Origin of the sequence: Mycobacterium sp. E3339, from assembly GCF_001666915.1 — a bacterium.
Taxonomy (GTDB): Bacteria; Actinomycetota; Actinomycetes; order Mycobacteriales; family Mycobacteriaceae; genus Mycobacterium.
Window position 1 is genome coordinate 1 of the sequence record NZ_LZIZ01000144.1, and the last position, 11,263, is coordinate 11,263.

The following is an 11,263-nucleotide window of genomic DNA, read 5'->3' on the forward strand; positions in this document are numbered from 1 at the left end:
CCCCCCCCCCCCCCCCCCCCCCCCCCCCCCCGCGTGTTTTTCACCCACAACACGGCATACCAGCTGCGCGCTAGGCTCGTGGGCTCGGAGTTGTGTATAAGAGACTGGGGCGGCCGCTGCCGCACCGGCGGCCGCACCGGCCGCTGCCGCACCGGCGCCCGACGCCGCACCCGCCCCGGCGGCGGCTCCGGGTTTCGGCCCTGACGCCCCACCCACGCAGGACTTCATGTACCCCTCGATCGGCACCAACTGCCTGGCGGACGGCACCAGCGCCATCGCCACCGCGTTGTCGGTGGCGGGGCCGGCGAAGATCCCGACCCCCGGGCCGGGCCCCGGCCAGACCGCCTACGTGTTCACCGCCGTCGGCACCCCCGGCCCCGCCGAGGTGCAGAAGCTGCCGCTGAACGTCACGTGGGTGAACCTGACCACGGGCAAGTCGGGCACGGTGGCGCTCAAGCCGCGCACCGACATCAACGCCGACGGGCCGACGACGCTGACCGCGATCGCCGACACCGGGTCGGGCAGCATCATGTCGACCATTTTCGGGCAGGTCACCACCAAGGAAAAGCAGTGTCAGTTCATGCCCACGATCGGCTCCACGGTGGTGCCGTAGGGCCAGACCCAGGGCGCGCGTGTCCCTTCGGGGGGTACGCGCGCTCGCTTTTCCCGGGCGGCTAGTAGGCCATGAACAGGATTGCGTCGCGGTCGTACTCGAGACCCGGATGATCGCTGGCCAGGTGCGCCTGGGTCAGCTCGACCAACTCGTCCTCATCCTTGCCGACGATGGCTTCCCCGCACGGACACGTCAGGTGTGTCTTCACGTTGCCGCCCTTCCCTTCTCACCCTTGGCTGCTGCCTTCATCTGCTTCTTGTAGGAACGCACTTCGGCCATCGATTGCGCGTCGACGATGTCGGCGACGGAGATGTGCGTGCCGGCCTTGCCGAACTGCCCGGCCGCCGCACGCCAGCCCTTGACGTTGACGCCGTACTGCTTGCCCAGCAACGCCAGGAAGATCTGCGCCTTGACCTCGCCGAAACCGGGCAGCCCTTTGATTCGCCGCAGCAGCTCCGCGCCGTCGGGGTCGCCGTGCTTCCACAAGCCGGCGGCATCGCCGTCGTAGGAGTCCACGATGATCTGGGCCAGGGCCTGGATGCGTTTGGCCATGGATCCCGGAAAGCGGTGTATCGCAGGCCTTTCCGAGCACAGCGCGGCGAATTTGTCGGGGTCGCATTCGGCTATCTCATGAGCACCGAAGGCGCCCATCCGGTCGGCGATCTTCTTCGGACCCGCGAAGGCCGTCTCGAAGGGCACCTGCTGATCCAGAACCATCCCGATGAGCAGGGCCAGCGGATTCTCGTCCAGCAGCTCGTCGGCCTCGGGATCTTGAGCGAGCCACAGTTTCACCGTCAACGATCAACCCTTCCGTGCAGCACCTTTGGAACAGACTACTGCGCGCCAATCAGATGACCACCGGGGTTATCGTGACCTGGTGGTGGACGAGGCCCGATTGGCGCTGATGCTGGCCCGCGACGAACTGCACGCGCTCGTCACCGCTTACTGCCGGGCCGTGGACCGTGCCGACTATGAGGCTTTACGGGCCCTGTATCACCCCGACGCGACCGACGCGCACGGCTCGTTCTCGACGGGCGGCGTCGAAGAGTTCATCGCCCAGCTGCGGGCCGCCGAACCGTATGTGCGTGTCTCCCAACACAACATCACCACGACGAACTTCGCGATCGACGGCGAGGAGGCCCGCGGCGAGATCTACTGCCTGGTGTTCCACACCTTCGCCGGGCCGGACCACGACCTGGACGTCCTCATCGGCGGCCGCTACCTGGACGAGTACACCAAACACGACGGCCGCTGGAAGTTCCGTCGCCGCACCATCGTGGCGGACTGGGCATACCAGAACGACCCGTCCCAAGTGAACTTCGGACACCCCAGCACCCGGGGAAGCGTGCGCGGCAGACCCGGCCAAGACGACCCTTCGATCGGCCTATTCACCCCGCCGAAAGGCTGAAGCCGTTGCCGCGCAACGCATGACGCGCGTCGATCACCCGCTCTTGCGGCGGAATTCGCGGCGGTTCTCCACCGGGCCGTGCGCCCGCGACTGCTTGTCGCCACTGTTCTTGTGGTCGGACCCGCCCGACGACTTGGCCATCTTGCGGTCGAGGGCCTCACGGAACTTGCGCTTGGTGTCGTCGTCCGATGCCGGCGCGTCGGGCGACTTCGATTCAGCCATACCGGAAGCCTAGCCCGCGACCGTCGAAAAGGGGCGGCTACCGCACGCCGGGCGGCATGCCGTACACGTGCGCGATCGGCAGGGTCAGCAACACCCGCCGATCGGTGACCATCGCCTGGCGGTATTCGTCCCAGTCGGGGTGTTCGCCGGCGATGTTGCGGTACAACGCAATCAGCGCCTCGACCGTGTCGTCGCCGGGGGCGGCAGCCGGCGGCGTCAGTATCGCCGTGCCCTCGGCCACCGCATACGACCACCCGTCGTCGGCGTCCACCAGGATCGACGCCCGCGGATCGCGGCGCAGGTTGCGGGTCTTGGCCCGCGGCTCGGTGATGGACACCCGCACCGCCAGGTCACGCGGGTCGAAGTGGTAGCTGACATTCGACAATTGGGGCCGCCCGTCGCGTTTGATGGTGGCCAGCACCCCGAGGGAGTTGCCACTGATCACGGCCAACAGCTTGTCGTCGAAGACTTGGCGTCCCATGGGGAGAGCCTACGTCGTGGTGAAATCGGGGCATGACCAAATATGCGGCGTTCCTGCGCGGCGTCAACGTCGGCGGGGTCAACCTCAAGATGGCCGAGGTCGCGAGCGCGTTGACCGACGCCGGGTTCGCCGATGTGCGCACCATCCTGGCCACCGGAAACGTCCTGCTGGAGTCGTCCGCGCGGGCGCCGTCGGTGCGCAAGAAGGCCGAGGCCGCGCTGCGCGAAAGGTTCGGCTACGACGCGTGGGTGCTGGTCTACGACCTCGAAGCGGTGCGGGCCGTCGTCGACGCCTACCCGTTCGAGCCCGAGGTCGACGGCTATCAGTCCTACGTCACCTTCGTCGCCGAACCGGCGGTGCTCGACGAGCTCGCCGGGCTGGGCGCCGCCGACGACGAGAAGATCGCCCGAGGCGACGGCGTCGTCTATTGGCAGGTCCGTAAGGGCGCCACCCTGGACAGCACTATCGGCAAGACCATGGGCAAGCCGCGCTACAAGTCCTCGACGACGACGCGCAACCTGCGCACCCTGGCGAAGGTATTGCGTTGAGTATCAGCCGGTTTCGGCTCAGTCTTCCGGCACATTGGTGAGGTAGCGCATCGCGTCGGACTTGGTCAGCCCCAGCGCCCGGGCCACCTCGACGTACTCCTTGGCGGCCGCGGCCATCGCCGCGTCCGTCGGGTCGAAGCGCGAAATGAAGGTGCCGAAGCGCCCCCGCGTTTCGACGATCGCCGCCGACTCCAGTTCCCGGTAGGCCCGGGCGACGGTGTTCGCGGCGACCCCCAGCTGGCCGGCCAGGTCGCGCACGGTCGGAAGCCGGGTCCCGGGCGGCAGCGCGCCGGCGCGGACGCCGTCGATGACTTGGGTCCTGAGCTGGTCGAACAGCGGCTTGCCCGCCTTCACGTCGACCTTCAGCAAATCCCGCAGCTCCACGTCTTCAGTATGTCCCACGCACGGCTATCTTTGTGGGATGCGAGTAGCGGTGCTGAGCGGCGCGGGGATCTCCGCGGAGAGCGGGGTGCCGACGTTCCGCGACGACAAGAACGGGCTGTGGGCCCGCTTCGACCCCTACGAGCTGTCCAGCACGCAAGGTTGGCGCGCCAATCCCGAACGGGTCTGGGGCTGGTATTTGTGGCGTCACTACCTGGTGGCCGACGTTGCGCCAAACACGGGGCACCGCGCCATCGCCGCCTGGCAGGACGGCGCCGAGGTCAGCGTCATCACCCAGAACGTCGACGACCTGCACGAGCGCGCCGGGAGCATGCCGGTTCACCACCTGCACGGCAGCCTGTTCGAATTCCGTTGCGACCGTTGCAATATGCCTTACACCGGCGCCCTACCCAAGATGCCCGAGCCGACGCTGGAAGTGGAGCCGCCGGTCTGCCACTGCGGCGGCCTGATCCGGCCGGACATCGTGTGGTTCGGTGAGCCGCTGCCCGAGGGGCCATGGCAGCGCGCCGTCGAGGCGACCGAGGCCGCCGACGTGATGGTGGTCGTCGGAACCTCGGCCATCGTCTACCCGGCGGCCGGGCTGGCCGAGCTGGCCCTGGCCCGCGGCACGGCCGTCATCGAGGTCAACCCCGAGGTCACGCCGCTGTCCAGAAACGCGACGATCAGCATCCGCGAGACCGCCGGCCAGGCGCTGCCCGGATTGCTGCAGCGGCTGCCCGCCCTGCTGGGATAGTCCGGAGCGAACTACGGCTTGCGGGCGCGGCCCAGCAGGAGTTCCGACACCGGCAACGGCGCCCACGGCGGCAACGTGAGCTCGCGCCGGGAAACGTTGACCTCGAAGCCGGCCTCGACGATCGCGCGCTCGGTGTCGCGGTGGGTGTGGCAGTTGCCGAACAACCTGGGCCACAACGTCGCGTCCGCGAACCGCTGCAGGCGGCCGCGGGCGCCGGCGCTCGCCACGTGCTCGAGGTAGCGCAGCTCCCCGCCCGGCCGCAGCAACGCGTACAGGCGGCGCAGCACGTCGTCCGGGTCGCGCACGGAGCACAACACCAGTGAGCACACCACCGCGTCGAACGGCTCGTCGCCGCTGACCCCTTCGGCCGTCTGGTCCGTCACCACGACGCGCACGGGCACCACGTCGGCCGCGGCCCGGGCCTGGGCCACCAACCGCGGCTCGGGCTCCACCGCGACCACCTCGCGTACCGACTCCGGGTAGTGGGGAAAGTTCGTCCCGATCCCCGCGCCGACTTCCAGCACCCGTCCCGACAGCCCAGCCAGATTCTCCCGCCGCAGGGCCCGGATCGCGTCGGTTTCGTGGGTGGCGACGACGGGCCAGATGCGCGCGAAGAACGGGTTGTCCACCGCCGTTGTCATAGAAGCCAACCTTCCGACTCGTGGCCAAATCCGACTCTGGCCAAAGGATAGGTGCGACGGACCGACCGCCGCCTCAACCGACGTTGGGCACGGGTTCGGCGACCGGGCCCGCGTCGAGCTGGGCCGGCTCGACGTGGTCGGCGCCCGCCCCCGACTCGCTGATGCCGAACCGATCGTGCAGCCACGCCAGTGGCTTGGGCGCCCACCAGTTCCACCGGCCCATCACGTGCATGAACGCCGGCACGACGACCATCCGCACCAGCGTGGCGTCGGCGAAGACGGCGAGCACCAGGCCGAGGCCGAACATCCGCATGAACGACACGTGGGCGGCGATCAGCGCGGCGAAGGACATCGACATCACCAACGCGGCCGCCGTGATCACCCGCCCGGTGCGGGCGACGCCGAGCGCGACGCTCTCGTCGTTGGCGGCGTGCGCCTCCTTCGCGCTCGGCCGTGCCGGCCGGGCGGCCCCGGACGCGAGCCAGTACTCGCGGATCCGCGAGAGCAGGAACACCTCGTAGTCCATCGACAGCCCGAACGCGATGCAGAACAGCAGCACCGGCATGTTGTTGACCAGCGTCCCGCTCGGTGTGGTTCCGAGCGCGCCGAGGTGCCCGTCCTGGAAGATCCACACCAGCGCGCCGAACGCGGCGGTCAGCGACAGGAAGTTACAGGCGAGCGCCTTGGCCGGCAGCAGCACGCTGCCGGTGAGCAGGAACAGCAACACGAAGGTGACCGCGGCCATCAGCCCGAGGACCAGCGGCAGGATGTCGGTGACGGCGTCGACGCTGTCGCGGTTGACCTGGGCGACCCCGCCCATCATCATGGATCGGCCCGCCGGCCCGGGCACCTCGTGCAGCCGCTTGAGTTGCGCCTCGTTCGCCGGGGAGAAGAGCGGGGCGGTGCTGCTGACGGTAAGGAAGGCGCTGCCGTCGGCCAGCCCGGTGGCCCCGGCCGGGGGTGCCGTCCGGTTGCCGGCGACGAACGTCCCGCCGGGGGCCGACACCGCCGACACGTCGGGCACCCGCGACAAGGCGGCGGCGTAGGAGTCGAGGTCGGCCGGGTCCAGGCCGCGCGCGTCGGGGACGACGATCGGCACGGCCGTCGCGGAGTCGTGCGCGAAGTCGTTGCGCAGTCGGTCGCCGACTTGATGGGACGACGCCGAACGTGGCAGCACCCGGTCGTCCGGGAAGCCCCACTTCACCCCCATGAACGGCGACCCGAGCAGCAGCAGCAGCGCGACGACGGTGAGGCCGATCGGGGCCCAGCGGCGCATCACCAACTTGGTCGACCGGTACCAGAACAGCTGCTCGACCGGCTTGTGCACCGGCTCCGGACGCCGGAACACCCGGCGCATCAGCCGGCGCACGTCCAGCGCGTCCAACCGCGGGCCCAGCAGCACGATGGCGGCCGGGGTTATCACGATCGAGGCCGTCGCGACGAAGGCCACGGTCGCCACCCCGGCGTAGGCGAACGACTTGAGGAAGTACATCGGGAACGCCACGGTCGCCGACATGGACAGCGCCACGGTGACCGCGGAGAACAACACCGTGCGCCCGGAGGTGGCCATGGTCCGGATCAGCGCCTCGTCCCGGTCGCTGCCCTCGGCCAGCTCGTCGCGGTAGCGGCTGACGATCAACAGGGTGTAGTCGATGGCAAGCGCCAGGCCCAACGCGGTGCTCAGGTTGAGCGCGAAGATCGACACCTCGGTGGTGAACGTGATCAGCCGCAGCACGGTCATCGAGCCGACGACCGCCAGGGCGCCCAGCGCCATCGGCAGCGCCGCCGCCAGCAGCCCGCCGAAGACCCAGATCAGGATCAGGAAGCTCAGCGGAAGCGCGATCATCTCCATCACCAGCAGGTCGGCCTGGTTCTGCGTGTTGATCTGGGCGTACTGCATCGCGGCGCCGCCGGCGCGCACGGTGACGCCGTCCCGGTCGTGGATGTATTGGTCCGCCAGCGTCTGGGCGTTGCTCTGGGCGTAGTTTTCGCCGCCCTTGAGGTTGACGATCAGCAGGCCCGACTTGCCGTCGCGGCTGACCAGGTCGGCCGCCGCTTGCGGCGGGACCGTCCACGGCGACGTCACGTTGTATACCAGCGGCGACGCCTGCAACTGGTGCACCAGGTCGGTGCCGACGTCGCGGGCCTGTGCGCTGTCGGTGCCCCCGGGGGCCGTCACCAGGATCAGCAGCTGCTGACCGCTCTGGCCGAACTTGTCGCTCAGCACACCGATCGCGCGGGCGGACTCCGAATCGGGGTCCTGGAACCCGCCGGGGGACAAGCTCTTGGCGACGGGGATGCCGAACACGGCGGCGGCGATGAAGACGAGGACACCCAAGGCGATGATGCGGCGCGGCGCCGCGATGGCCATTCGGGCGATCCCCTGCAGCATTTTCAGCCCTTCCGCCGCCGGTGCCGATCGCACCTGGCGCTGGCGTACCTGCGACAACGTAACAAACGCTAGTTTTCACGAGTCAAACAGCGTCGTTCTTAAACACGGAAGGCGGCGGCCGCGGGGTTCAATCGCGACGTTCTAAACCGCTGCGACGCTAAGAGTCCGGCCAGAAAATTGTGCGGCAACTAAGCAGGTCAAGGGGCTAAATGCCGCGCTCGACGGTGTACAACCTACCCGCCGGTAAATTGCCACCATTTTCCGAATCGTGACTCAAAGATTCCTTAATGGTGGCCCATACGCTCAGTGTCATGTGGATCGACGACACAAGTGCCGACGTCATCAAGGTTGACTTCGAAGCCCTCTACCACGGCGACGTGCTGGTGGAAGGCGAGACCTCCGAGCAGTTCGACGAACTGCAAGCGGCGAGCTGAGGTACGACCATGAGCATGCTCGCACGCCTGCTGATGGCCGAACCCGCCGTCAGTCGATGGTTCCGTAAATAAGTTTTCTCTCTGCTACGAAAGCCCCCCGCTAGTCGCGGGGGGCTTTCGTGTCTGCGGGTCTCAGCGCGGCGCCATGCGGATCGCGCCGTCGAGGCGGATCACTTCGCCGTTGAGCATCGGGTTTTCGATGATGTGCACGGCGAGCGCGCCGTACTCGTCGGGATCACCCAGCCGGGCCGGGTGCGGCACCTGCTTGCCGAGCGAGGCCTGCGCCTCCTCGGGCAGCGATCCCAGCAGCGGGGTCTTGAACAAGCCGGGCGCGATCGTCACCACGCGGATCAGCTCCCGCGACAGGTCGCGCGCGATGGGAAGCGTCATGCCGACGACGCCGCCCTTGGACGCCGAGTAGGCGGCCTGGCCGATCTGGCCCTCGAACGCGGCGACCGAGGCGGTGTTGATGATGACGCCGCGCTCCTCGCCGATCGGTTCGGTCTTCGCGATGCGCTCGGCCGCCAGCCGCAGCACGTTGAACGTGCCGATCAGGTTGACCTCGATCACCTTCTTGAACCCGTTCAGCGGGAACGGCCCGTCCTTGGACAGCGTCTTGATGGCGTTGCCGATGCCCGCGCAGTTGACGTTGATGCGCAGCGGGCCCAGCGACTCGGCGGTGTCCAGCGCCTTGCCGACGGCGGCCTCGTCGGTCACGTCGGCCTCGACGAACCGGGCGCGCTCGCCGAGCTCTTGGACCGCCTCCTCGCCCCGCAGGTCGATGACCACGACCTGCGCGCCTGCGTCCAGCAGCCGCTTGGTGGTGGCCAGGCCCAGGCCCGAGGCGCCCCCGGTGACGACGGCGACGGCGTCCTTGATTTCCATGCGAGTCCTTTCTCGGGATTCCAGCCAACCAGTTGGTTGGCGACTATACCCAGTCGTTCAGCACGGCCTCGGCGTCGGGCAGCGGCGCCGCCGGCGGGCGCGGCACGTCGGGCGTGGTGCGGGAGAACCGTGGGGCGGGCAGCGGCTGCAGGCCGCCGTCGGCGTCGTAGAACGTCTTGCGCTCGGTGATGTGCGGCTCGGTGTGCACCTCGCCGAACGCCAGCACCGGGGTCACGCAGGCGTCGGAATCCGCGAACACCTTGGCCCAGTGGTCGCGGTCGTGCGCGGCGAAGGCCGCCGTCAGCGCCCCGCGCAACTCGGGCCAGCGGGTGACGTCGTTCTGCGGCGGCAGGTTCGCCGCCTCCAAGCCCAGGCCGGCCAGCATGGCCGCGTAGAACTGCGGCTCGATGGCGCCGACGGCAACGTAACGCCCGTCGGCGCACTCGTAGGTGTCGTAATAGGGGGCGCCGCCGTCGAGCATGTTGGTGCCGCGCACGTCGGTCCACATGCCCAGCCCCCGCATGGCCCACATCATCTGGATCAGCACGCTGGAGCCGTCGACCATGGCGGCGTCGATCACCTGACCCTTGCCGGAGTTCTGCCGCTCCCACAGCGCGGACAGGATCCCGACGAGCAGGAACATCGAGCCGCCGCCGAAGTCACCGACGAGGTTCAGCGGCGGAACCGGGCGCTCGTTCGCCCGGCCGATGGCGTGCAGGATCCCGTTCAGCGAGATGTAGTTGATGTCGTGGCCCGCCTGCTGGCTGCGGGGTCCGGTCTGCCCCCAGCCGGTCATCCGGGCGTAGATCAGCCGCTCGTTGACTTCGGCGCACTGCTCCGGGCCGAGGCCGAGCCGCTCGGTGACGCCGGGCCGGAAGCCCTCGATCAACACGTCGGCTTTGGCGACGAGCCTGAGCACGGTGGCGCGCCCCTCGTCGGACTTGAGGTCGACCGTGACGACGCGCCGGTTGCGCAGCATGGCGTCCTTGGCGGCCCCGCCCGGTCCCGTGGATGGCCGATCGATGCGCACGACGTCGGCTCCCAGGTCCCCCAGGATCATCGCCGCGTGCGGGCCCGGCCCGATGCCGGCCAACTCGACGACCCGAAGTCCCTTCAGCGGTCCAGCCACGATTGCACCGACCTTTCGTCTGCCCTGACGCCCGTTGTAGTTGGCATCTTCGCAGCCGCCCCGGATCGGCCTCACTTAGGGTGAGCCCATGCCGCAATCCGCAATCGACACCCTCGCTCCCGTCGCGGGGCTTTCCGTCACGCTGTCCGACGGCGTGCTGTCGGTGACCATCGACCGGCCCGACAGCCTCAATTCGCTGACCGTGCCGGTGATTACCGGCATCGCCGACGCGATGGAACGCGCCGCCACCGATCCCGAGGTGAAGCTGGTGCGCCTCGGCGGCGCGGGCCGCGGCTTCTGTTCCGGCGCGGGCATCGGCGCCGACGACGTCTCCGGCGCCGGCATCCCGCCGGACGAGATCGTCCTCGAGATCAACCGGCTGATCCGCGCGATCGCGTCGGTGCCGCACCCGGTGGTGGCCGTGGTTCAGGGCCCGGCGGCCGGCGTCGGTGTTTCCCTGGCGCTGGCGTGCGACGTCGTATTGGCCTCGGAGAGCGCGTTTTTCATGCTCGCCTTCACCAAGATCGGCCTGATGCCCGACGGTGGCGCGTCCGCGCTGGTCGCCGCCGCGGTCGGCCGCATCCGGGCGATGCGCATGGCGCTGCTGCCCGAACGCCTGCCGGCCGCCGAGGCGCTGTCCTGGGGGCTGGTGAGCGCGGTCTACCCGGCCGACGAATTCGACGCCGAGGTGGACAAGGTGATCGCGAGGCTGCTCACCGGCCCCGCCGTGGCGTTCGGCAAGACCAAGCTGGCCATCAACGCGGCCACGCTCCCCCAGCTCGATCCGGCCTTGCAGCGCGAATACGAGGGGCAGGCCGTGCTGCTTCGATCGCCCGATTTCATCGAGGGCGCAACCGCTTTCCAGCAGCGGCGCGCGCCGGAGTTCACCGACCGCTGAGGCCGGCACGCTTGAGGGTGGCCCAGGCCGGTAATCCTCCCCGTCGTCGGGTCCGAATAATTGGCAGACGACGAACGGAGAATCCATGGCTGGACAGCTTCGCTGTCTCGTGACCGGGGCGACCGGCTACATCGGCGCCCGGCTCGCGCCGCGACTCCTGGACGAAGGCCACGGGGTCCGCGCCCTGGCCCGCGACCCGGCCAAGTTGGCGGACGTGCCGTGGCGGGACCGGGCCGAGGTCGCGCGCGGCGACCTCGCCGATGTCGATTCGCTGATCGCCGCGTTCGACGGCATCGACGTCGTCTACTACCTCGTCCACTCGATGGGCACCGCCAAGGATTTCGCCGACGAGGAGACGCGCGCCGTCCGCAACGTCGTGACCGCGGCGCGGCGCACCGGGGTGCGGCGCATCGTCTATCTCAGCGGGCTGCATCCCGAGGGCCGGCGGCTCTCGCCCCACCTCGAATCGCGGACGGC

Annotated in this window: 15 protein-coding genes and 1 pseudogene; 7 read left to right on the top strand and 9 right to left on the bottom strand. The window is 69.1% G+C overall.

The features are described 5' to 3' along the window. Positions 1-112: 112 nt before the first annotated feature. Positions 113-613: pseudogene (locus tag A5702_RS12710) on the top strand (hypothetical protein); the annotation flags it as partial. Positions 614-674: 61 nt separating this feature from the next. On the opposite strand, the gene A5702_RS12715 reads toward A5702_RS12710, so the two are convergent. Together A5702_RS12715 and A5702_RS12720 are read right to left on the bottom strand one after the other, a co-directional pair. Continuing rightward, positions 675-821 (bottom strand): DUF1059 domain-containing protein, encoded by a 147-nt coding sequence (locus A5702_RS12715; RefSeq protein ID WP_067277197.1) that lies wholly within the window; start codon positions 819-821, stop codon positions 675-677. Further along, entirely contained in the window at positions 818-1,405 is a 588-nt protein-coding gene (locus A5702_RS12720; protein ID WP_068221144.1) for an HhH-GPD-type base excision DNA repair protein, read from the bottom strand. The genes A5702_RS12715 and A5702_RS12720 overlap by 4 nt, the downstream gene beginning before the upstream one ends. Before the next feature lie 82 nt (positions 1,406-1,487). On the opposite strand from A5702_RS12720, the gene A5702_RS12725 reads away from it, so the two are divergent. Continuing rightward, entirely contained in the window at positions 1,488-2,021 is a 534-nt protein-coding gene (locus A5702_RS12725; protein WP_068221147.1) for a nuclear transport factor 2 family protein, read from the top strand. Positions 2,022-2,054: 33 nt separating this feature from the next. Here the strand turns inward: A5702_RS12725 and A5702_RS12730 are convergent, their stop codons facing one another. Both A5702_RS12730 and A5702_RS12735 read right to left on the bottom strand, forming a co-directional pair. Continuing rightward, positions 2,055-2,243: a DUF5302 domain-containing protein gene (locus A5702_RS12730; RefSeq protein WP_055398855.1), complete on the bottom strand. Its 189-nt coding sequence runs from the start codon at positions 2,241-2,243 to the stop codon at positions 2,055-2,057. Between the two features lie 37 nt (positions 2,244-2,280). Continuing rightward, positions 2,281-2,724: a PPOX class F420-dependent oxidoreductase gene (locus tag A5702_RS12735; protein WP_055398857.1), complete on the bottom strand. Its 444-nt coding sequence runs from the start codon at positions 2,722-2,724 to the stop codon at positions 2,281-2,283. Positions 2,725-2,756: 32 nt separating this feature from the next. On the opposite strand from A5702_RS12735, the gene A5702_RS12740 reads away from it, so the two are divergent. Next, positions 2,757-3,272 (top strand): DUF1697 domain-containing protein, encoded by a 516-nt coding sequence (locus A5702_RS12740; protein WP_068221145.1) that lies wholly within the window; start codon positions 2,757-2,759, stop codon positions 3,270-3,272. Between the two features lie 18 nt (positions 3,273-3,290). On the opposite strand, the gene A5702_RS12745 is transcribed toward A5702_RS12740, so the two are convergent. Continuing rightward, positions 3,291-3,656, bottom strand: coding sequence for a GntR family transcriptional regulator (locus tag A5702_RS12745; protein WP_055398860.1), 366 nt, complete (start codon positions 3,654-3,656; stop codon positions 3,291-3,293). Between the two features lie 37 nt (positions 3,657-3,693). On the opposite strand from A5702_RS12745, the gene A5702_RS12750 reads away from it, so the two are divergent. After that, the gene (locus tag A5702_RS12750) at positions 3,694-4,407 is read left to right on the top strand and encodes an NAD-dependent deacylase (RefSeq protein ID WP_055398862.1); all 714 of its coding nucleotides are present in this window, start codon (positions 3,694-3,696) and stop codon (positions 4,405-4,407) included. Positions 4,408-4,418: 11 nt separating this feature from the next. Here the strand turns inward: A5702_RS12750 and A5702_RS12755 are convergent, their stop codons facing one another. Further along, positions 4,419-5,048 carry a bifunctional 2-polyprenyl-6-hydroxyphenol methylase/3-demethylubiquinol 3-O-methyltransferase UbiG gene (locus tag A5702_RS12755; protein ID WP_055398864.1) on the bottom strand — a complete coding sequence of 210 codons (630 nt, stop codon included), beginning with the start codon at positions 5,046-5,048 and terminating at the stop codon, positions 4,419-4,421. 73 nt (positions 5,049-5,121) lie between these two features. Then, positions 5,122-7,440 (bottom strand): MMPL family transporter, encoded by a 2,319-nt coding sequence (locus A5702_RS12760; protein WP_068221146.1) that lies wholly within the window; start codon positions 7,438-7,440, stop codon positions 5,122-5,124. 311 nt (positions 7,441-7,751) lie between these two features. Here A5702_RS12760 and A5702_RS27155 point away from each other — a divergent pair, with 311 nt between their 5' ends. After that, positions 7,752-7,874: a hypothetical protein gene (locus tag A5702_RS27155; RefSeq protein WP_003878506.1), complete on the top strand. Its 123-nt coding sequence runs from the start codon at positions 7,752-7,754 to the stop codon at positions 7,872-7,874. Positions 7,875-8,006: 132 nt separating this feature from the next. On the opposite strand, the gene A5702_RS12765 is transcribed toward A5702_RS27155, so the two are convergent. Together A5702_RS12765 and A5702_RS12770 are read right to left on the bottom strand one after the other, a co-directional pair. Then, complete coding sequence (locus tag A5702_RS12765; RefSeq protein ID WP_067818905.1) at positions 8,007-8,759, bottom strand: 3-hydroxyacyl-CoA dehydrogenase; 753 nt, start codon at positions 8,757-8,759, stop codon at positions 8,007-8,009. A 43-nt stretch (positions 8,760-8,802) separates the two neighbouring features. Beyond that, entirely contained in the window at positions 8,803-9,888 is a 1,086-nt protein-coding gene (locus A5702_RS12770) for a CaiB/BaiF CoA-transferase family protein (RefSeq protein ID WP_055398955.1), read from the bottom strand. 88 nt (positions 9,889-9,976) lie between these two features. Here A5702_RS12770 and A5702_RS12775 point away from each other — a divergent pair, with 88 nt between their 5' ends. Both A5702_RS12775 and A5702_RS12780 read left to right on the top strand, forming a co-directional pair. Continuing rightward, the gene (locus A5702_RS12775) at positions 9,977-10,786 is read left to right on the top strand and encodes an enoyl-CoA hydratase (protein WP_055398870.1); all 810 of its coding nucleotides are present in this window, start codon (positions 9,977-9,979) and stop codon (positions 10,784-10,786) included. Positions 10,787-10,871: 85 nt separating this feature from the next. Continuing rightward, a partial coding sequence (locus tag A5702_RS12780; protein WP_156669604.1) for an NAD(P)H-binding protein occupies positions 10,872-11,263 on the top strand: 392 nt, incomplete at its 3' end.

Bases quoted from the DNA above. Each gene is read 5' to 3' on its own strand.
- A5702_RS12730 (WP_055398855.1), bottom strand. From the start codon at position 2,243: ATGGCTGAATCGAAGTCGCCCGACGCGCCGGCATCGGACGACGACACC.
- A5702_RS12735 (WP_055398857.1), bottom strand. From the start codon at position 2,724: ATGGGACGCCAAGTCTTCGACGACAAGCTGTTGGCCGTGATCAGTGGC.
- A5702_RS12740 (WP_068221145.1), top strand. From the start codon at position 2,757: ATGACCAAATATGCGGCGTTCCTGCGCGGCGTCAACGTCGGCGGGGTC.
- A5702_RS12750 (WP_055398862.1), top strand. From the start codon at position 3,694: ATGCGAGTAGCGGTGCTGAGCGGCGCGGGGATCTCCGCGGAGAGCGGG.
- A5702_RS12755 (WP_055398864.1), bottom strand. From the start codon at position 5,048: ATGACAACGGCGGTGGACAACCCGTTCTTCGCGCGCATCTGGCCCGTC.
- A5702_RS12760 (WP_068221146.1), bottom strand. From the start codon at position 7,440: ATGCTGCAGGGGATCGCCCGAATGGCCATCGCGGCGCCGCGCCGCATC.
- A5702_RS27155 (WP_003878506.1), top strand. From the start codon at position 7,752: ATGTGGATCGACGACACAAGTGCCGACGTCATCAAGGTTGACTTCGAA.
- A5702_RS12765 (WP_067818905.1), bottom strand. From the start codon at position 8,759: ATGGAAATCAAGGACGCCGTCGCCGTCGTCACCGGGGGCGCCTCGGGC.
- A5702_RS12775 (WP_055398870.1), top strand. From the start codon at position 9,977: ATGCCGCAATCCGCAATCGACACCCTCGCTCCCGTCGCGGGGCTTTCC.